Origin of the sequence: Sphingomonas kyeonggiensis, from assembly GCF_014204495.1 — a bacterium.
GTDB lineage: Bacteria > Pseudomonadota > Alphaproteobacteria > Sphingomonadales > Sphingomonadaceae > Sphingomonas > Sphingomonas kyeonggiensis_A.
This window is the reverse complement of record NZ_JACHLN010000004.1, coordinates 103,501-121,366: the sequence shown is the minus strand read 5'-3', so window position 1 is coordinate 121,366 and position 17,866 is coordinate 103,501. Positions and strand designations below refer to the sequence as shown.

20 protein-coding genes and 1 tRNA gene are annotated in these 17,866 nt (G+C 67.1%); 14 read left to right on the top strand and 7 right to left on the bottom strand.

The annotated features are described in order from the left end of the window. Positions 1-32: 32 nt before the first annotated feature. The 4 genes from HNP52_RS19465 to HNP52_RS19450 all read left to right on the top strand — a co-directional run bounded on the left by HNP52_RS19465 (position 33) and on the right by HNP52_RS19450 (position 4,226). Positions 33-872 (top strand): c-type cytochrome, encoded by an 840-nt coding sequence (locus tag HNP52_RS19465; protein ID WP_184169485.1) that lies wholly within the window; start codon positions 33-35, stop codon positions 870-872. A gap of 178 nt (positions 873-1,050) precedes the next feature. Further along, entirely contained in the window at positions 1,051-2,493 is a 1,443-nt protein-coding gene (gene leuC, locus HNP52_RS19460) for a 3-isopropylmalate dehydratase large subunit (protein ID WP_184169483.1), read from the top strand. Between the two features lie 145 nt (positions 2,494-2,638). Beyond that, positions 2,639-3,268, top strand: a complete 630-nt coding sequence (gene leuD / locus HNP52_RS19455; RefSeq protein ID WP_184169481.1) for a 3-isopropylmalate dehydratase small subunit — start codon at positions 2,639-2,641, stop codon at positions 3,266-3,268. Further along, on the top strand, positions 3,231-4,226 hold the full coding sequence (locus tag HNP52_RS19450; protein ID WP_184169479.1) for an NADPH:quinone oxidoreductase family protein: 996 nt from the start codon (positions 3,231-3,233) through the stop codon (positions 4,224-4,226). The genes leuD and HNP52_RS19450 overlap by 38 nt, the downstream gene beginning before the upstream one ends. A gap of 52 nt (positions 4,227-4,278) precedes the next feature. Here the strand turns inward: HNP52_RS19450 and HNP52_RS19445 are convergent, their stop codons facing one another. Continuing rightward, positions 4,279-5,463, bottom strand: coding sequence for a DUF418 domain-containing protein (locus HNP52_RS19445; protein ID WP_184169477.1), 1,185 nt, complete (start codon positions 5,461-5,463; stop codon positions 4,279-4,281). Next, positions 5,456-6,070: a TetR/AcrR family transcriptional regulator gene (locus HNP52_RS19440; RefSeq protein WP_184169475.1), complete on the bottom strand. Its 615-nt coding sequence runs from the start codon at positions 6,068-6,070 to the stop codon at positions 5,456-5,458. Before HNP52_RS19440 ends, HNP52_RS19445 begins: the two co-directional genes overlap by 8 nt. A 190-nt stretch (positions 6,071-6,260) precedes the next feature. Between HNP52_RS19440 and HNP52_RS19435 the strand changes: the two genes are divergently transcribed. From HNP52_RS19435 to nadA, 8 genes are all read left to right on the top strand, one after another. Further along, positions 6,261-6,584 (top strand): DUF1476 domain-containing protein, encoded by a 324-nt coding sequence (locus tag HNP52_RS19435; protein WP_184169473.1) that lies wholly within the window; start codon positions 6,261-6,263, stop codon positions 6,582-6,584. Beyond that, the gene (locus tag HNP52_RS19430; RefSeq protein ID WP_184169471.1) at positions 6,584-6,823 is read left to right on the top strand and encodes a BolA family protein; all 240 of its coding nucleotides are present in this window, start codon (positions 6,584-6,586) and stop codon (positions 6,821-6,823) included. The genes HNP52_RS19435 and HNP52_RS19430 overlap by 1 nt, the downstream gene beginning before the upstream one ends. A 6-nt stretch (positions 6,824-6,829) precedes the next feature. Beyond that, positions 6,830-7,153 carry a Grx4 family monothiol glutaredoxin gene (grxD, locus tag HNP52_RS19425; RefSeq protein ID WP_184169469.1) on the top strand — a complete coding sequence of 108 codons (324 nt, stop codon included), beginning with the start codon at positions 6,830-6,832 and terminating at the stop codon, positions 7,151-7,153. Between the two features lie 443 nt (positions 7,154-7,596). Continuing rightward, positions 7,597-7,965: a BlaI/MecI/CopY family transcriptional regulator gene (locus HNP52_RS19420; protein ID WP_184169467.1), complete on the top strand. Its 369-nt coding sequence runs from the start codon at positions 7,597-7,599 to the stop codon at positions 7,963-7,965. After that, entirely contained in the window at positions 7,962-9,569 is a 1,608-nt protein-coding gene (locus HNP52_RS19415) for a M56 family metallopeptidase (protein ID WP_184169465.1), read from the top strand. The genes HNP52_RS19420 and HNP52_RS19415 overlap by 4 nt, the downstream gene beginning before the upstream one ends. Before the next feature lie 143 nt (positions 9,570-9,712). Then, entirely contained in the window at positions 9,713-10,582 is an 870-nt protein-coding gene (locus HNP52_RS19410; protein WP_184169463.1) for an MBL fold metallo-hydrolase, read from the top strand. Next, positions 10,564-11,283 (top strand): DUF4230 domain-containing protein, encoded by a 720-nt coding sequence (locus tag HNP52_RS19405; protein ID WP_260396273.1) that lies wholly within the window; start codon positions 10,564-10,566, stop codon positions 11,281-11,283. Before HNP52_RS19410 ends, HNP52_RS19405 begins: the two co-directional genes overlap by 19 nt. Positions 11,284-11,351: 68 nt before the next feature. After that, positions 11,352-12,371: a quinolinate synthase NadA gene (nadA, locus tag HNP52_RS19400; RefSeq protein ID WP_184170664.1), complete on the top strand. Its 1,020-nt coding sequence runs from the start codon at positions 11,352-11,354 to the stop codon at positions 12,369-12,371. A gap of 243 nt (positions 12,372-12,614) precedes the next feature. Here nadA and HNP52_RS19395 read toward each other — a convergent pair whose 3' ends face one another. After that, positions 12,615-13,607, bottom strand: a complete 993-nt coding sequence (locus tag HNP52_RS19395) for a phytanoyl-CoA dioxygenase family protein (protein ID WP_184169461.1) — start codon at positions 13,605-13,607, stop codon at positions 12,615-12,617. 95 nt (positions 13,608-13,702) lie between these two features. Between HNP52_RS19395 and nadC the strand changes: the two genes are divergently transcribed. Beyond that, the gene (gene nadC, locus HNP52_RS19390) at positions 13,703-14,548 is read left to right on the top strand and encodes a carboxylating nicotinate-nucleotide diphosphorylase (protein WP_184169459.1); all 846 of its coding nucleotides are present in this window, start codon (positions 13,703-13,705) and stop codon (positions 14,546-14,548) included. Between the two features lie 11 nt (positions 14,549-14,559). Next, positions 14,560-15,282, top strand: a complete 723-nt coding sequence (locus HNP52_RS19385) for a ribonuclease T2 family protein (protein WP_184169457.1) — start codon at positions 14,560-14,562, stop codon at positions 15,280-15,282. Here HNP52_RS19385 and HNP52_RS19380 read toward each other — a convergent pair. The 4 genes from HNP52_RS19380 to HNP52_RS19365 form a co-directional block, all read right to left on the bottom strand. Beyond that, the gene (locus HNP52_RS19380) at positions 15,279-15,710 is read right to left on the bottom strand and encodes a DUF4112 domain-containing protein (RefSeq protein ID WP_409372656.1); all 432 of its coding nucleotides are present in this window, start codon (positions 15,708-15,710) and stop codon (positions 15,279-15,281) included. The two genes, HNP52_RS19385 and HNP52_RS19380, sit on opposite strands and share 4 nt — an antisense overlap. A gap of 2 nt (positions 15,711-15,712) precedes the next feature. Continuing rightward, positions 15,713-17,176, bottom strand: a complete 1,464-nt coding sequence (locus tag HNP52_RS19375) for an ABC transporter substrate-binding protein (protein WP_184169455.1) — start codon at positions 17,174-17,176, stop codon at positions 15,713-15,715. A 158-nt stretch (positions 17,177-17,334) separates the two neighbouring features. Beyond that, positions 17,335-17,421 (bottom strand) — tRNA-Leu (locus tag HNP52_RS19370). A 67-nt stretch (positions 17,422-17,488) separates the two neighbouring features. Further along, positions 17,489-17,767, bottom strand: a complete 279-nt coding sequence (locus HNP52_RS19365; RefSeq protein WP_184169453.1) for an integration host factor subunit beta — start codon at positions 17,765-17,767, stop codon at positions 17,489-17,491. Between the last annotated feature and the right edge of the window lie 99 nt (positions 17,768-17,866).

The window sequence follows — 17,866 nt, the reverse complement described above, 5'->3', positions numbered from 1 at the left end:
CTTGATACACTTTTGAGCCTTGGGAATTATACATGCGCTGGATATTCCGTGGACTGGCCGTTCTGGCCGGCCTTGCCGTGCTGTTTGCCATCATCGTCTTTGCGGGTTCCGAATGGGTGCTTCGCCGCGGCCATGCCGTGCCGGAAGTCGCGATCGCCGTGCCGAAGGATGCCGCGTCGGTGGCCGAAGGCGGCCGCCTCGCCAAGATCGTCATGTGCCGCGATTGTCATGCGGCCGAGGGGCAGGGGCAGCAGATCTTCTCCGATCCGATGTTCGGTACGGTGGCGCCGCCGCCGATCGCCAGGATGGCGGCGCAGCTCAGCGATGCCGAGCTTGCCCGGCTGATCCGCCACGGCGTGAAGAAGGACGGCAGCTCGACCTTCATCATGCCCAGCCACTCGCTGGGCCATATCTCCGACGACGATCTCGGCAGGATCATCGCCTGGATCCGCACGCTCAAGCCTGGCCCGCAGGACAGCAAGGCGCAAAACCGCTTCGGGCCGATCGGCCGTTTCCTGCTGCTCACCGGCGCGCTGCCCGCGATGGCGACCCCGGCCAATGTCTCGGCGGCGAAGCGCCCTGCCGATGTCGGCCGCTATTATTCGAGCGTCGCCTGCCAGGCCTGCCACAAGCTGCATGAGGACGGCACGATGGAGGACGGCAAGACCAAGGTGCCCGCGCTGGCGCCGATGGTCGCTTCCTACGATCCTGCCGCGTTCAACAAGCTGATGCGTACGGGGCAGGGGATGAGCAAGCGTGACCTGGGGCTGATGGGCGTCGTCGCCCGCGCCGGTTTCTCGGCCTTCACCGACCAGGAGATCGTCGCGCTGCAGGCCTATCTCAAGGCCGAGGCCGCGAAGGGCGCGCGCTAGGGGCTTCTTTAATCCTCCCCCTCCGGGGGAGGATTTGCCGCAGTGGCGATCGCCATCCGCAATTCCTATCTCCAGCCCGGTAACCGTATGCGGCTGCCAGGCTGGAGAATAGTTCAACTATGCGATGGAAAATTGCACGAACGCTTGCCTGTGCGCAAGAATCGACTAAAGCGCCCGCATGACCGTTCAACCGCGCACTCTGTACGAGAAGATCTGGGCCGACCATGTGGTCGAGCGCCGGGACGATGGAACCTGCCTGATCTATATCGACCGCCACCTCGTCCATGAGGTGACCAGCCCCCAGGCCTTTGCCGGCCTGCGCGCGGCGGGGCGGCCGGTGCGCCGTCCGGACCTTACGCTTGCGGTGCCCGATCATAATCTGCCGACCACCGCGCGCGTCGATGCCGCCGGCCACGAGCTGCCGATCGCCGACGCCGCGAGCGCCGGCCAGCTCTCCGCGCTGCGGGCCAACGTCGCCGAATTCGGCGTGCCCTATATCGACGCGCTCGATGCGCGGCAGGGCATCGTCCATGTCGTCGGTCCCGAACAGGGCTTCACGCTGCCGGGCACGACGCTCGTCTGCGGCGACAGCCACACCTCCGCGCATGGCGCGCTGGGTGCGCTCGCCTTCGGGATCGGCACCAGCGAGGTCGAACATGTCCTCGCCACCCAGACGCTCCTCCTGAAGCAGTCGAAGACGCTGGAGATCCGCGTCGACGGCACGCTCGGCTTCGGGGTGAGCCCGAAGGACGTGGTGCTGGCGATCATCGGCAGGATCGGCGCTGCCGGCGGCACCGGCTATGTCATCGAGTTCACCGGCGACGTGATCCGCGCCATGTCGATCGAGGGGCGGCTGACCGTCTCGAACATGTCGATCGAGGGCGGCGCCCGCTCGGGCCTGATCGCGCCGGACCAGACGACTTTCGACTATATCAAGGGGCGCCCGCTGGCACCGGCAGGCGAGGCCTGGGACAAGGCCGTCGCCTATTGGAAGACGCTGCCGACCGATGCCGGGGCCGTCTACGACAAGAGCGTGATCCTGCAGGCCAGCGACATCGCGCCTTCGCTCACCTGGGGCACCAGCCCCGAGGATGTGGTGCCGATCACCGGCGCCGTGCCCGATCCGGAGAGCTTCGAGGATCCGGCCAAGCGCATCGCCGCGCAGAAGTCACTCGACTATATGGGGCTCACCCCCGGCATGCGGATGGAAGATGTGTCGATCGAGCATGTCTTCATCGGCTCGTGCACCAACAGCCGGATCGAGGATCTGCGCGCCGCCGCCGCGGTGGTGAAGGGCCATCACGTCGCCGATCGCATCCGCCAGGCGCTGATCGTGCCGGGTTCCGGGCTGGTCAAGCGCCAGGCCGAGGCCGAGGGGCTGGACCGCATCTTCCGCGAGGCAGGCTTCGAGTGGCGCGAGCCGGGCTGCTCGATGTGTCTCGCCATGAACCCCGACAAGGTCCCCGCCGGCGAACGTTGTGCTTCCACCTCGAATCGAAATTTCGTAGGAAGACAAGGTCCTGGGGCGCGGACGCACCTGCTTTCACCCGCAATGGCGGCGGCAGCAGCGATACGGGGGCGCCTCACCGATGTCAGGGAGCTGATGTCGGAGGATGCGTAAGGGGATGAAGCATGAAGCGTGCGCTTGTCGCATTGATCGCAGCAACGGTGCTGAGCGGGCTGGCAGCAGCCTATGCAACGACCGGCAGGGTCATGGAAGCGAAGGCGGAGACCGCAGCCGCCCGCTGAACCGGGAGGCAGAATAAGTGGAAGCCGTTCGCAAGGTCGAGGGGCGCGCCTATCCGTGGGGCGCCAAGAATATCGACACCGACATCATCATTCCCGCGCACTGGCTGAAGACCACCACGCGTGAGGGGCTGGGCAAGGGCGCGTTCGAAAGCGTGCGCGCGCAGCCGGGCAATGTGTTCGACGATCCCCGCTATGCCGGTTCGCCCGTGCTGGTCGCCGGCGACAATTTCGGCTGCGGCTCCAGCCGCGAGCATGCCGCCTGGGCGCTTGCCGATCTCGGCATCAAGGCGGTGATCGCGCCGAGCTTCTCGGACATCTTCTCGGGCAATGCCTTCAAGAACGGCATCGTGCCGGTGGTGCTGCCGCAGGAAGCCGTCGATCGGCTGGTCGAGGTTGCGAAGACCGACGAGATCACCGTCGACCTCGAGACGATGACCGTCACCACGCCCTTCCAGGACCGCTTCGCCTTCGAGCTGGACGCGTTCCGCCGCCAGTGCCTGATGGAAGGGCTGGACGAGATCGGCATGACGCTGGCAAAGGATACCGCGATTTCGAAATTCGAATCCGCGGTGGCCGAAGAGCGCCCGTGGATCGCTGTAGGAGGCGGACATGAAGGCATTGCTCTCGAAGGAGCCGGGCGGACCTGACACTCTAATCCTCGAGGAAGTCGCCGATCCGGTCGCCGGCAAGGGGCAGGTGGTGGTCGCGGTGAAGGCCTGCGCGATCAACTATCCCGACTTCCTGATCATCGAGGACAAATACCAGTTCAAGCCGCCCAGGCCCTTCGCACCGGGCGGCGAGATCGCCGGCGTGATCGAAAGCGTCGGCGAGGGCGTGACCGATTGGGCGGTTGGCGACCGGGTAATCGCCGTGACAGGCCATGGTGGCCTGGTCGAAAGGATAGCGATCGAATCCTTCCGCCTGTTCAAGCTGCCCGATGGACGTAGTTTCGAGGAAGGCGCGGCGCTGCTGCTCACCTATGCAACGACGATCCACGCGCTGCTCGATCGCGGCCATCTGCGCGAGGGGCATAACCTGCTCGTTCTCGGTGCGGCCGGCGGTGTCGGCCTGGCGGCGGTCGAGCTCGGCAAGGCGTTCGGCGCCCGGGTGATCGCGGCGGTTTCCTCCGAGGAGAAGGCTGCGGCGGCCAAGGCGGCGGGCGCCGACGAGACGCTGGTCTACGGCCGTGCGCCGTTCGACAAGGACCAGTCGAAAGCGCTGGCCGAGCAGTTCAAGGCGGCGCTCGGGCCGCAGGGCGCCGACGTGATCTATGATCCGGTGGGCGGCGACTATGCCGAGCCGGCGCTGCGTGCGATCGGCTGGGAAGGGCGCTACCTGGTGGTCGGCTTCCCCGCGGGCATCCCCAAGCTGCCGCTCAACCTGACCCTGCTCAAGAGCTGTGACGTGTGCGGCGTTTTCTGGGGCGCCTTCGCGGCGCGCGATCCCAAGGCGAACCAGGCCCATGTCGAGCATCTCTTCCGCCTCTGGGCCGAAGGCAAGATCGCGCCGAAGGTCACCGAGACGTTCCTGCTCGCCGATGGCGGCAAGGCGATCGCCAAGATGGCCGCGCGCCAGGTGATCGGGAAGGTCGTGGTGCGGGTCTGAGCTTTCCCTTCCCCTGCTTCACGTCAGGGCGATGTGGTGGGTTCGGGCCTTCTCATCCGCCGGCATGCCGGTCGGCACGCCATTGCGGCCATTGACCGATGGTCATTGCGCGTAACAGCCACTCGGCGGGGCCATAACGGAAGCGCCGAAGCCACCAGTGGCTCGCGAGCAGCTGGGCGCCGAAGATCAGGATGGCCGTGCCGAGCGTCTGCGCGATGGACAGGCGCCCGATCAGGCCCAGGCCATAGCCGTAGAAGATGAAGGCGCAGGCCAGCGATTGCAGGAGGTAGTTGGAGAGCGCCATGCGGCCGGCGCTAGCCAGATACTCGCGCCAGGGCCCGGTCCGGCCGGAATCGAATATCGTGAGCATTGCGGCCATCAGCGCCATCGTCAGGAATGGCGATGTGACGATGGAGAGGGCCAGTGCGGCCGTTTCAAGCGGAGAGCCGGGCGCGAGCTGGGCCGCCGCCGTATAGGCAAGGCCTCCCGGCAGGCCGACCAGCAGCCCCCAACGGGATGCCCGGCCGAGATATGCCCCATAGGTTTCGCGCGCCTCGAAGAATCGGCGGTGCCCGGCGACGAAACCGAGCAGGAACATCGCCAGTGCACAGGGTGCCTGGAGCAGGAGCAGCATCGGCAGGAAGGACTGCAGCTCTTCCAGGCGCTGGCCCACGATCGACGGCATCAACCCCCGAAAGGCAGCGGCGACTGCTTCGGCGTGCTGCTGAAGCGCCACGGAATCCTGCCGCATCGGCTCGCTCGCCTGGAGGAGGGCCAGCAGCAACCAGAAGGCCGCTGTCGCCAGGATGATGGCGGCGGCGAGCCACAGCCTGGTTGCATCGCTCCAACGCCGCGTCATCAGGAGCAGGAGGCCCAGCACGGCATAGGTGGCGAGGATGTCGCCATGAAACAGCAGGACGGCGTGGCAGGCCCCGATCAGGAACAGCCCGGCCTGACGGCGCAGCATGCGCGGCAGGAACGCGGCCTCCGCCCTTTCCGCCGACTGCATCTGGAGGGTGACGCTGTAGCCGAACAGGAAGGAGAACAGCAGGTAGAATTTCAGCTCGAAGACCGTGGAGATCACGAAGGCGAGGGCGTCGTCCAGCGGGCCCCTTCCGCCCGGCGGCATGAGACCGGTCCCATACCATGGCGAGGAGAAGACCATGGCGTTGACCACCAGAATGCCGAACAGGGCGCTTCCCCGGACCGCATCGATATTGGTGATCCGATCATGCATCGCGGTCGGTCGCGTCGATGCCGAAAATCGCTCGGATCACGGTTGCCAGCGCGGCGCGCTCCGCCATGGGATCGAAGTTCCCGTCGACGGCGACGCGGCTGAATATCCCGTCGACCAGCACCATGAGGAAGCGGACGGCATGGTCGGCCGGGATCAACGGATGCGCCTGGCCCCGGGCGGTGGCGTCCCGGAGGAGTGCCGCAAGCCCTTCCTCCAGCAGCCGATCGCCGGCCATGCTCGCCGCGGCGACATCCGCGTCGCGCGCGCCCTCCGCTGCAATCTCCAGGATGAGCCGTCGCTCGCCCGCGTCGCTGGCGAGGTGCAGGATCCCGTCGAGGAAAGCGGTCAATGCCGCGGGGAATTGCGGTTGCCGGCGCAGGGATTCCATCCAGCTCGCGGTTTGCCGGCTCTGATCCTCCACGACGGCGAGGATGATCGCCTTCTTGGTCGGGAAATAGTGGAACAGCTTGCCCGAACTCGTGCCGGCCTCGATGCGGATGGCCTCGGTACTGGTTCTGTGGAAGCCATCGCGCATGAAACAGGCCCGCGCCGCGGCGAGGACGGCCTGTCGCTGGAAGGCATGTTTGACGGGATCGACGGTGCGCATGCGAATCCAATAAAAGAGCGAGTACTCTGTTTATTATTATTCCTGGGCTGGCCGTCAAGCTTTCCGGCGCCTGCCCGGGTGCGCGCATGGACGAAGGAGTGGCCCCGGCCCGTGGAGTTCGGGCCGCACTCGCTTGCCTAGCGCCCATCGCCCCCCTATCTCCGCACCAAACGCCATATAGGGGACTGCAATGACCACGTTCGACGATCGCGAAAAGGCATTCGAGGCGAAGTTCGCCCGCGACGAGGACATGGCCTTCCGCGTCACGGCCCGCCGCAACAAGCTGGTCGGCCAGTGGGCGGCAGCCCAGATGAAGCTCACCCCGGAAGAGACCGACGCCTATGCCAAGGCCGTCGTCCAGGCCGATTTCGAGGAAGCCGGTGACGAGGACGTGATCCGCAAGGTGTTGGGCGACCTGCTCGCCGCCGGGGTCGAGGCCGATGACGCCGCAGTGCGCCGCGCGCTCGACGAGCAGACCGTCGAGGCACGTCGCCAGCTGATGGGCGAGATCTGATGCCGATGGCGGCCAGCGAGATCGAGGATCTCATCAAGGCCGGCATCCCCGATGCCCGGGTCGAGATCACCGATCTCGCCGGGGACGGCGACCATTATGCGGCGCGGGTAGTCGCGCCGATGTTCAAGGGAATGCCCCGGGTGCGCCAGCACCAGGCCGTTTATGCGGCGCTCGGCGGGCGGATGGGCGGCGTGCTCCACGCGCTCCAGCTCACCACCGAAGCGCCTGTCGAGGAGTAAGACCAAGTGACCGACGATACCCAGGCCCGCATCCAGCAGCTGGTCGACAGCAACAAGGTGCTGCTGTTCATGAAGGGCAGCCCGCTCTTCCCGCAGTGCGGCTTCTCCAGCCGCGCGGTGGCGATCCTCAACCATCTCGGCGCCGAGTTCGAGAGCGTCGACGTGCTCCAGGACCAGGGTGTCCGCCAGGGGATCAAGGAATTCTCCGACTGGCCGACCATCCCGCAGCTCTATGTGAACGGCGAGTTCGTCGGCGGTTCGGACATCATGATGGAAATGTACGAGAGCGGCGAACTCGCCCAGCTTCTCGTCGACAACGCCGCCGCCTGATCTCGCGGCACGCGTTCGGAATATCGGGCCGTCACCCCTTTGTGGGTGGCGGCCTTTTTCATGACGTCATGGCTGCACGCCGCCATGATGCGACGTCGTGACGTCACTTGCTCGATTCGTTCTGGGGAACCCGGGTCGGGTGGGTCGACGCGAGACCGGGGAAAGTAGCGGTCGACCCACCCTGAAATGAAGCGTTGAACGCTTGGGGTGCTCTATACTTTGCAGTCCGCGTGCCAGTTTTCACGAACCGCAGATCTCTGAGGGTTTTGCTGGTTAGCGAGTGTTAACCAGGGTTCGCACTTGTAAGCGATTCCGACAGTTCTGGCGGGTTTCGCCGACCATCCCGCGGCAAAGCCCTCCATTTCCGTTCAGCCAGCGTTCACCCGCTTGACTACAAGCGTAATCGTGACGATTACAGGCGTAGTCAGCAAAAGAGGGACGTGATGACGGAACGGATCAGCGATGCAGAGCATGCCGTGATGGAAGTGCTCTGGGAGGAGTCGCCGCTCACCGCCCAGGAAGTCGCAGAGCGCGTACCCACCGAGCGCGGCTGGAGCGCCAATACGGTCAAGACCCTGCTCGGGCGCCTGCTCGCCAAGAACATCATCGGGCACCAGGAGGAGGGGCGCCGCTACCTCTATCGCCCGCTGGTCGTCCGTGGCGACTATGTCGCGGGGGAGTCGCGCAAGCTGATGGACCGGTTGTTCGGCGGCAAGCTGACCCCGCTGGTTGCCCATCTCGCCGAGCGCGATGAGCTTACCGACCAGGACATCGCCGAGATCGAGGCGCTGCTGAAGGATCTCAAGCAATGACCGGCTGGATCGTCGAGACCTTCATCGCGAGCACGCTGCTGATGCTGCTGGTGCTCGTCAGCCGCGGCCCCGTCCGCCGGGCCTTCGGCCCGCAAATGGCCTATGCGCTGTGGGCGATGCCGGTGCTCCGGCTGCTGATGCCGCCGTTGCCCGGCGACTGGACCCTCACCAGCCTGATCGCCCCCTTCGTCCGCGAGGCGGACGTACCCGGGATCGTCACCGGGATCATCAAGCCCGAGGCTCTGCCCGCCACGATCGACAGGAGCGCCGTGACGATCGTGGAGATCGGCAGCGGCAGCCATCCCGCCACGGCGGCGCTGGTCGCTCCCACCTATAGTGCGAGCGGGCCCAGCCTGCTGATCCTTGCCATCGGCCTGTGGGCGCTCGGCGCGCTGGCGTTCCTCGCCTATCACCTGATCGCGCACCGTCGGCACTGCGCCAAGCTGCTCAGGGCCGCGCGCATCGACCGCACCATCGCCCAGGGCAAGGTCCGGGTGATCGAGACCGACGCGGTTCACGGGCCGCTCGCCTTCGGGGTGATGCGCAAATATGTCGCCTTCCCGTGCGACTTCAACGAGCGTTACGACGAGCAGGAGCGCGATCTCGCGCTCGCCCATGAGCTGGGCCACCATGTTCGCGGCGATCTGATCGCCAACTGGGTCGCGCTCATCGTCCTTGCGCTCCACTGGTTCAATCCGGTCGCCTGGCGGGCATTCCGTGCCTTCCGCGCCGACCAGGAAATGGCCTGCGATGCCCTGGTGCTCGCCGGCCGCGCCCAGGCACTGCGCCATGCTTATGGCCGTGCGATCGTCAAGTCCGCGCATGGGGGTGCGGTCTCGGCGGCATGTCACTTGCACACAATCAACGAAGTCAAAGGGAGGCTCCGCATGCTTTCGAAGACCCACAAGAATTCCCCCGCTCGCCTGGCCGCCGGCCTGGTCGGCACCACGGCGCTGGGCCTCGCCGCACTCGGCCTCACCGCTTCCGGCACCCAGGCCGCCGAGACCATCAAGGTGAAGGTGGAGAAGGTGACCGGCATCAAGCTTGGCCAGGACGTGCCCGCGCCGCCGGCACCGCCTGCTCCTGCCTCGCCCCAGGCCGTTCCTGCCGTGCCCGAGGCCCCGGAAGCGCCGGAAGGCCCGGTCAAGGTCCGCACCTACAGCTATACGGTCACCGGGGACGGCAAGGACAAGAAGGACGGCAAGCGCGTCACCAAGATCGTGATGGTGCATGCCGATGGCAGCAAGACCGAGAAGGACATGCCGGACATCGACGAGCTTCGCGCCCGCGTTCCCGAAGTCCGCAACAGCAAGTGCACCGACACCACGGACGGCAAGCCGGTCGTCGAGAATTTCGAGCGGAACGGCAAGAAGATCATGATCATCTGCTCGAACCGGATCGAGAAGATCACTGTCCAGGCCGAGAAGGCCGCGTTCGAGGCGAAGCGGGTCGGCATGCGCTCGGCTACGATCGGCCTGCAGGTTGCCCGCCGCTCGATCGAGAGCCAGCCCGACCTCAGCCCCGAGCAGCGTGCCAAGGCACTGAAGGGCATCGATGAGGCGATCGCCGAGCTCGAAAAGGGCGGCACCAACGCCGACAAGTAACCCGCGAGGGGAAGGGCGTTCGGATTGTTGCCCCTTTCACGAACGCCCTTCGACGGGGCCGGCCGCCACTCCTTCGCAGCCGGCCCCGTTTCGTTTTCGAGGCCAGTCTTGCGCTGCGCCGCCGCAAAGGCCATCTCGGGCGCATGGACATCCCCACGGACGCTCCGACCGGCCTGGCCATGGCGCTCGATCCGCTGGTCACCCGGGTGCTGGCGCCCAACCCTTCGCCCTTCACCTATACCGGCACGCAGACCTATCTGGTCGGCACGACCGCGGTTGCCGTGATCGATCCGGGGCCCGACGATCCCGAGCATATCGCCGCGCTGGTCGGCGCGATCGCCGGGCGCAAGGTGGTGGCGATCCTCTGCACCCACACCCACCGCGACCACAGCCCCGCCGCAGCCCCGCTCAAGGCGTTGACCGGAGCTCCGATCATCGGCTGTGCTCCGCTGTCGCTCGCCGATGCCGGCCCGCGCGCCGATGCCGCCTTCGATACCGGCTATGCGCCCGATCGCGTGCTGGCGGACGGCGAGTCCGTTACGGGTCCGGGCTGGACGCTCACCGCCGTCGCCACGCCCGGCCACACCTCCAACCATCTCTGCTTCGCGCTGGCGGAGAGCGGCGCGCTGTTCAGCGGGGATCATGTCATGGGCTGGTCGACCACCGTGGTCGCGCCGCCCGATGGCGACATGGCCTCCTATATGCGCAGCCTCGAGGTGCTGATGGCGCGTGCGCAGGACCGCATCTACTTCCCCGCGCATGGCGAGCCGATCGAGCGGCCGCACCGGTTCGTGCGCGGGCTGATCGGCCACCGCAAGCAGCGCGAGGGCCAGATCCTGCGCCTGCTCAAGGCGGATGTCGGCGCGGTTCCCGCCATGGTCGAGCGCATGTATGTAGGCCTCGACCCGCGCCTAAACGGCGCGGCGGGCCGGTCGGTGCTCGCGCATCTGATCGACCTGCGCGATCGGGGGCTCGTGATCGAGGAGGGCGATAGTTGGAAGATGGCAGCGTGAAGCAGGGGGGCGGCTGCCTGAAGCTGCTGGGCGTGACGCTGGCGATCCTGCTGGCGATCGCATTGATGCTCGGCGCCGGATTCTGGTTCATCGGCGACACGATCAAGCGCCAGTTCCAGGGCCCCACGCCCGAGACGGTTGCCCAGGCCAGCCTGCAGGGGCTGCGCGAGCAGAACCGCCTGTCCGCCTTCGCCGCCAAGTTCGTCGCGGTGGTCACCTCGAAGCAGAGCCAGCTCGGCCTTACCGCGCAGAAGACGATGATCATGCCGGGCAGCGTCCGCTACGAAGTCGATCTGTCGAAGCTCGGCCAGGACGACGTCACCTGGGATGCCGCGAACAAGCGGCTCACCATCAAGCTGCCTGCGGTCGAGGCGACCGATCCCGCGGTCGATCTCAACGCCATCCGCCAGTATGACAATGGCGGCATCCTGCTTTCGGTCACCAATGTCGGGGGCAAGCTCGACGAGGCGAACCGCAAGGCCGGGCAGCAGGAACTGCTCAACCAGGCGCGCTCGGGCCCGTACATGCGCATGGCCCGGGATGCGACCCGCCGCGCGATCGAGCGCAGCTTCACCATGCCGCTCAAGGCCGCAGGGATCGACGGCAGCGTCGAGGTGCTGTTCCCCGACGAGCTGAACCGCCCGAGCGAGCAATGGGACGTCTCGCGTCGGCCAGAGGATGTCATCAACAACAAGTGGTGAGCCCGAACGGCCTTGAACCCGGGCTCGCGCCGGGCCATGTGCGGCGCGGGCAAGGGAGTATGGTTGGCATGGACGCGCGCAACGGCATTGGCGGCAGCTTGAGCGGGCTCGATCTCCGCGCCGAGATCGATCGGCTGCGCAAGGAGCGCAACGCCGTCATCCTCGCCCATTATTACCAGAAGCCCGAGCTGCAGGACCTGGCGGACTTCGTCGGCGACAGCCTCGACCTCAGCCGCAAGGCGGCGGAGACCGATGCGGATGTGATCGCCTTCTGCGGCGTGCGCTTCATGGCCGAGACCGCCAAGATCCTGAGCCCCGAGAAGATCGTGGTGCTGCCCGACATGAACGCCGGCTGCTCCCTCGAGGACAGCTGCCCGCCGGAGCAGTTCGCTGCCTTCCGTGCCGCGCACCCGGATCACATCGCGCTGACCTATATCAACTGCTCGACCGAGGTGAAGGCGCTCAGCGACATCATCGTCACCTCGAGCTCGGCCGAGAAGATCCTCGCCCAGATCCCCGAGAGCCAGAAGATCATCTTCGGGCCGGACCGCAACCTGGGCGGCTATCTCAAGCGCAAGATCGGCCGCGACATGCTGCTCTGGCCGGGCGTATGCATCGTGCACGAGGCGTTCAGCGAAACCGAGTTGCTGAAGCTCAAGGCGCAGTATCCCGGCGCTCCGGTTGCCGCGCACCCCGAATGCCCGCCGCATGTCCTCGATCACGCCGACTATGTCGGCTCGACCCGCGGCATCCTGGAATTCTCGCAGGCAATGGACGGCGACATCCTGATCGTCGCCACCGAGCCACACATCATCCACCAGATGCAGAAGGCGATGCCGGAGAAGACCTTCATCGGCGCGCCCGGTGCCGACGGCAACTGCAACTGCAATATCTGCCCGTACATGGCGCTCAACAACATGGAGAAGCTCTACCTCGCGCTGCGCGATCTCACCCCGCGCATCGAGATCGAGGAGGGGCTGCGCCTCCAGGCCAAGAAGAGCCTCGACCGGATGCTGGAGATGGCGTCGAGCACGGTCGGGCAGGGCGACCTGGGCGCGATCGGCGGCGATCCCACCAAGGGCGACTAGGGCGCGGTCGCCGCGGTCCAACACGCGTTCGGCGGCGACTCGCGGAAGTACACAAAGTACAGGCCAAGAGCGGGTTTCGTCGGCGCTTGCCTTCCCTATTTTCCCGGGGAAGCCGTGCATCCCGCAACATGATTGCGCGCGCGTGATCCTATTTTCCCAACGGCGTCAAAGAGCGGCCGGCCATGGAGCCGGCGGCGCGAGCCCAGCAGACGAAATCCTACATTGCAAGCCGGCCGCGGTGGCTCAGCGCCATTCAGGCTGGATGCCCATCGACGCCGCATAGAAGTTCACATACTGCGCCAGTCTTGGCCGGTCTGTCGTGTTCGGGCTGGCCCCGTGGGGCAGGTCGTGCCGCCAGATGATCAGGTCGCCCGCGCGGCCCGGGATGCGTACCGCCCGATCGCTGAGATCGATCTTGCGTGGATCGGCATCCCCCAATCCGTCGAGCCAGTCGAGCAACTCGTGATGGAAGCCGGGCACCAGCTCGAACGCGCCCTGATCCTCGCTGGTGTCCGATAGATACAGCACCCCCTGGGTAGCGAAGGCGATCGGCGGCACCAGGCTCACGTCCCAATGCAGGCGCGGCGGGACGAAGGCCTGGCGGGCACGGAGCGGCGCGTTGAAGCTCATCCGGTCCACCCGCCGCCACAGGTCGCTGGTGCCCCAGAGCTGGGCAAAGGCCTTGTGTACCCGGGGCGACCGCCGCACCGCTTCGAGCGCCGGATGCTGGAACAACTGGACCATCATCCCCTGGCTGCGCGCCGAATACCAGGTTGCGGGATCGGACGGGTCGGCACCGACGGTTTCCCAGAGCAGGGTCGCGGCAGCCTCCGCTTCCTCGGGCGTGACTGCATCGTGCAGCACCACATAGCCGTGCTCTTCCCAATGGGCGAGGTGGGTGGCGTCCAGCGTGTCGGGCATCGCATCGATAGCCGCCAGCCGGGCGGCAACGGCCGGCGGGGGCGGGGCACCATCCAGCGCGGCGTGGAACCGGGCGATTTCCAGCGGCTCGGGCGAGCCGGCGGTGGCCAGGATCCAGCGGCAGAAACCGTCAAAGTCCGGGCTCTCGGCGGCAAGATACTGTATGGCCTGTTCCGTCCCCAGCCCCAGCAGATCGAGCAGCAGCTTGTCCGCCAGCCAGTCTTCGGGCGGCGCGGCGAGGTGGCGGGTCTTGCGCTGCCAATAAGTGTGCAGGCCACGGATAACCGGGAACAGAGCGGGTTCGACATCGGCCATGGGCTATCGATGACCCGGCGGGCTGGCTTCGGTCAATGGCATCCGTTCGGCAGGTCGCCATTGCCGCCGCCGGGCATGGCTCCTAAGGGCAGCGCATGGCCTTCACGCTCGACCGCTTCGATCTCGACGCCTTCGTCGCCGCCACCCTTGCCGAGGATCTGGGCGACAAGGGAGACATCACTTCCGCCGCCGTGATTCCGGCGGATGCCGTGTTCACCGGCGTGATGGACAGCCGCGACGCGATCACCGTCGCGGGTCTGCCGATCGCCGAGGCATTCTTCCGCGCGCTCGATCCCGAGGTGGAGATCGAGCGGCTGGTCGAGGACGGGCAGCAGGTGCCCGCCGGTACCGATCTCATGCGGCTGCGCGGCAAGGCCCGCGCGCTGCTCACCGCCGAGCGGTCGGCGCTCAACACGGTGCAGCACCTCTCCGGCATCGCGACGATGGCGCGCGCCTATGTCGATGCGATCGCTGGCACCGGCACGACGTTGCTCGATACCCGCAAGACGCTTCCGGGTCTCCGCGTTCTGGAGAAATATGCCACGCGCATGGGCGGGGCGACCAATCACCGCATGGGCCTGTGGGACGCGGCGATGATCAAGGACAATCATGTCGCCGTCGCCGGTTCAGTGGGCGAGGCGGCGCGCCGCGCGGTGGCCGCGGGCATCGAACACATCATCGTCGAGGTCGATCGGATCGACCAGATCGAGCCGGCGCTGGAAGCCGGCGCCACCCATTTGCTGCTCGACAATATGGGGCCGGAGACACTGCGCGAGGCGGTGGCGCTGGTCGCCGGACGGGTGCCGACCGAGGCTTCGGGCGGGGTGCGGCTCGATACCATCCGTTCGCTTGCCGAAAGCGGCGTAACCTATGTCAGCGTCGGCCGGCTGACCCAGTCGGCGCCCGCCGCCGATATCGGCCTGGATTTCACCCAAGGATGAGGAAGATGGCGATGCGCAAGCGGCTTCTCGGGATCGCCGGCACCGGGCTCGCGTTGCTGCCGGGCATGGCATCGGCCCAGGCGCTGATGTGTCGCCCCGCCGCGGGCGTCGAGCGGCCGCGGCCGGACCTGCCCGATGCCAAGCAGCCGCGCCGCATCCTGCCGATCGGCAGCTATACGCTGGCGCTGACCTGGAACCCCGGCCTGTGCCGCGCGGATGCGGCCAATCCGGAGAACCGCTTCCGCTGCGGCCGGGGCGCCCGCTTCGGCTTCACCCTGCATGGCCTGTGGCCGGACGGGACGGGCAAGACCTGGCCGCAATATTGCGCCGATACGCGCATCCTGCCGCCGGCGCAGATCAAGCAGATGCTGTGCACCACGCCCTCGGCCCAGCTGATCCAGCATGAATGGGCCAAGCACGGCACCTGCACGACGATGTCGCCCGCCACCTATTTCGCCACGGCCAAGCGGCTCTACGACCTGGTGCGCTATCCGGACATGGATCGCCTCTCGCGCGGCGACCTGACCGTCGGCCAGTTCAAGGCGCGCTTCGCTGCCGCCAATCCGAACATTCCGGCCGAGGCGATCCGCGTGACGGTGACCAAGGAGAACTGGCTCGACGAGCTGTGGCTCTGCCTCGACACCGGGCTGCGCTATGAGCGCTGCAAGCCGAACAGCGGCGGCGCGACGGACAGCGCCGCGCTCAAGATCTGGCGGGGCGGCGGCCGCCGTTAGCGGTGGTCGATCGTCGAGGTGCCCGGGTGGTGCCGGTCGAGGTGGCGCTTGATCAGCTTCAGGTTGCGGCTGTTCGACTTGAACAGGAAGTCGGCTGCGTCGCCCACCACGGGCACCAGACCGATCGCCCAGTCGAAGCCGACATTGCCGAGCATGCGGATCATCGTCGCCTTCGGCATCTTCAGGTTGCGGGCTTCCCAGACGATGTAGAGGCCGAGCAGCGCCGCAATCACGTCGCCGCCGATGGGGACCAGGCCGAGGATCGCGTCGAGGCCGACCTTGGCCTTGGTGCCGGGGATCGGCACGCTGCGCTCGAGCAGATGCTCCATCGCCTCGACACGCTTGCGGACATCGGCCGCATGCGTGCCCAGCGGCAGCGCACTCGCCGCCGCCCTTGCCCCCGAAGCCATCCGCGTCGTCTTCGCCACGTTCACCTCGTCTCGTTGCGCAGGTGGTTCAACGGGTGCCACGCCCGGGCGTTCCCCTGCCAGGCCTGCAGCCGCAGCGCGACGATAGACCATCGGAAGGGCTGGGCGATAGGGATGTATGCGACATCGGCGGTGAGCGCGGCATCTGCATCGGCGATGCGTGCGGCGCGGGCGTCGAGGTCGGGCGCATCGCGACCTGCTTCGATCAGCGCCTGGGCTTGCGGCGAGCAGGCTTCGCAAGCGGTGGCGACGAACCAGCGGGCGCTGTCATAGGGCGCGACGGCATCGATCAGCCGCAGGTCGGCGGGGGCGTCCTGCGCGACGCGGACCGGGGTCAGCCGGATGGCGTAGAGCGCTTCGGCGATCCGCGACCAGACAAGATTGGCGCCGGGGCCGGAGGGCAGGGCGACCCGTACGGTGACCGGTCCCGGGTGGCTTCGGCGCCAGTTGGCCACGGCATTGCGGGCATTCTGCCGGCGCGCGTCGAGATCGAGTGACGCCCAGGCCGGTTGGGTGGGCGCGTTGGCGGAATCGAGCTGGCTGGGCAGCAGCGTCTCGACCGGGGCCCAATCGGGGTGGATCTGACGGGTGAGGGTGGGGCGGTCGATCGCCATGGCGATCGCCGCGCGATTGGCCTGATCGGCGAAGAAGCCTTCGCGCGAGGCGACGGCCAGGCCGAACAGCCCGAGCGCGTTGTCGAGCTTCACATTCGGGCCGGCGATGCCGACCACGCCGACCAGGGGCCAATCGACAAAGCTGCCGCCCAGCACCAGATCGGACTGTCCTTCCCGGAAACGGGCGAGCGCCATCGAGGCGCGCTCGCCACGGAACTGCAGGGTCTCCTGGGGGCGCGGCGCTGCCGCCTCGTCCGGATCTCCGGGTTCGGGGATGGGCCTGAGCAGCACGCCCGCGCGGTTCGGGGTGGCGCGGAACGGGCCGCTGCCATCGATCTTGTCGAGCCGGAACACGGCCATCTCCGGCTGGGCGAATAGCTTGAGCAGGTCCGGGCGCGGACGCTTCAGCCGCACCTCGATCACCTGCGGAGTCATCTCGACGATCTCGTCGATCACCGCGAGGAAGGGAGCGAGCGGATTGCGCGAGCGCGGCTGAATGGCGCGGCGCAGGACACGGACGACTTCACCGGCGGTGACGGCCTCGCCATCGGGCCAGGTCGCGTCGTCACGCAGCCGGAAGATGTAGCTGCGGCCGTCGTCGATCACGATCCAACGCTCGGCCAGGCCGGGCTCGATCTGCCCCGTGGCGTCGAAGCGTACCAGTCCCTGCGCAGCCGCGCCCATCAGCACGCGATGCGCGGGATCCAGTGGGCCGGTATCGGGATCGGCGAGCGTGCTGCCGCTGCCGATGGCACTCACCACAACGACGGTATTGTCGCGCCGTTGACCCGCGCCGCCGCCACACGCCGCAAGCGCGAGCAGGGGCAGCAGGGCAAGGAAGCTTGGGCGCATCGGGAAATGGATCCGGCTGGGGTAGGCTTGGTGTATGGCGCCGCGCATGGGCTGCCAACCCCCGCCGATCCGGCGATGCGATCATGACCACCGAGGCGGCGGTCGGGGTAATCCGGCCGTGGTGCCTGCTTGGGGTGGTGGGGATGCCGGCTCAGCGCTGGTGCGGACGGCGGGACTCGAACCCGCACGCCCCGAAGGGCAGAAGATTTTAAGTCTCCGGCGTCTACCGGTTCCGCCACGTCCGCATCGTGCAGGCGCACGAAGCGCATGCGCAAAGCATCGTCAAGCACGCGCGCCATCCGGCGCGCGGCGTCAGACGTTCAGCTTGATGCGCATTTCCTTGCCAGGCTTGAAATAGGGGACGCGCTTGGCGTCGACTTCGACCGTCTCACCCGTGCGCGGGTTACGGCCGGTACGCGCATCGCGTGCGCGGGTGGAAAAGGCGCCGAAGCCGCGGAGCTCGACTCGGCCGTCCTGCTGGAGGCGGCCGACGATCTCATCGAAAAAGACGGACACGATCTTCTCGACCTCACGGACCGAGAGGCCCGGATTGTCCTGCACCAGCAACTGAACCAGTTCCGAGCGGATCATCCGCAACCCTCCCTTTGCGCACACGGACATGCGGATTCCGTGCGAACACCAATCCCTTACGGACTCTCTAGCCCCGTTCAGCAATCTTCATCAAGGCGA

Coding starts and splice junctions, on each gene's coding strand:
- HNP52_RS19465 (WP_184169485.1), top strand. CDS start 33: ATGCGCTGGATATTCCGTGGACTGGCCGTTCTGGCCGGCCTTGCCGTG.
- leuC (WP_184169483.1), top strand. CDS start 1,051: ATGACCGTTCAACCGCGCACTCTGTACGAGAAGATCTGGGCCGACCAT.
- HNP52_RS19450 (WP_184169479.1), top strand. CDS start 3,231: ATGAAGGCATTGCTCTCGAAGGAGCCGGGCGGACCTGACACTCTAATC.
- HNP52_RS19445 (WP_184169477.1), bottom strand. CDS start 5,463: ATGCATGATCGGATCACCAATATCGATGCGGTCCGGGGAAGCGCCCTG.
- HNP52_RS19440 (WP_184169475.1), bottom strand. CDS start 6,070: ATGCGCACCGTCGATCCCGTCAAACATGCCTTCCAGCGACAGGCCGTC.
- HNP52_RS19435 (WP_184169473.1), top strand. CDS start 6,261: ATGACCACGTTCGACGATCGCGAAAAGGCATTCGAGGCGAAGTTCGCC.
- HNP52_RS19430 (WP_184169471.1), top strand. CDS start 6,584: ATGCCGATGGCGGCCAGCGAGATCGAGGATCTCATCAAGGCCGGCATC.
- HNP52_RS19420 (WP_184169467.1), top strand. CDS start 7,597: ATGACGGAACGGATCAGCGATGCAGAGCATGCCGTGATGGAAGTGCTC.
- HNP52_RS19415 (WP_184169465.1), top strand. CDS start 7,962: ATGACCGGCTGGATCGTCGAGACCTTCATCGCGAGCACGCTGCTGATG.
- HNP52_RS19410 (WP_184169463.1), top strand. CDS start 9,713: ATGGACATCCCCACGGACGCTCCGACCGGCCTGGCCATGGCGCTCGAT.
- nadA (WP_184170664.1), top strand. CDS start 11,352: ATGGACGCGCGCAACGGCATTGGCGGCAGCTTGAGCGGGCTCGATCTC.
- HNP52_RS19395 (WP_184169461.1), bottom strand. CDS start 13,607: ATGGCCGATGTCGAACCCGCTCTGTTCCCGGTTATCCGTGGCCTGCAC.
- nadC (WP_184169459.1), top strand. CDS start 13,703: ATGGCCTTCACGCTCGACCGCTTCGATCTCGACGCCTTCGTCGCCGCC.
- HNP52_RS19385 (WP_184169457.1), top strand. CDS start 14,560: ATGCGCAAGCGGCTTCTCGGGATCGCCGGCACCGGGCTCGCGTTGCTG.
- HNP52_RS19375 (WP_184169455.1), bottom strand. CDS start 17,176: ATGCGCCCAAGCTTCCTTGCCCTGCTGCCCCTGCTCGCGCTTGCGGCG.
- HNP52_RS19365 (WP_184169453.1), bottom strand. CDS start 17,767: ATGATCCGCTCGGAACTGGTTCAGTTGCTGGTGCAGGACAATCCGGGC.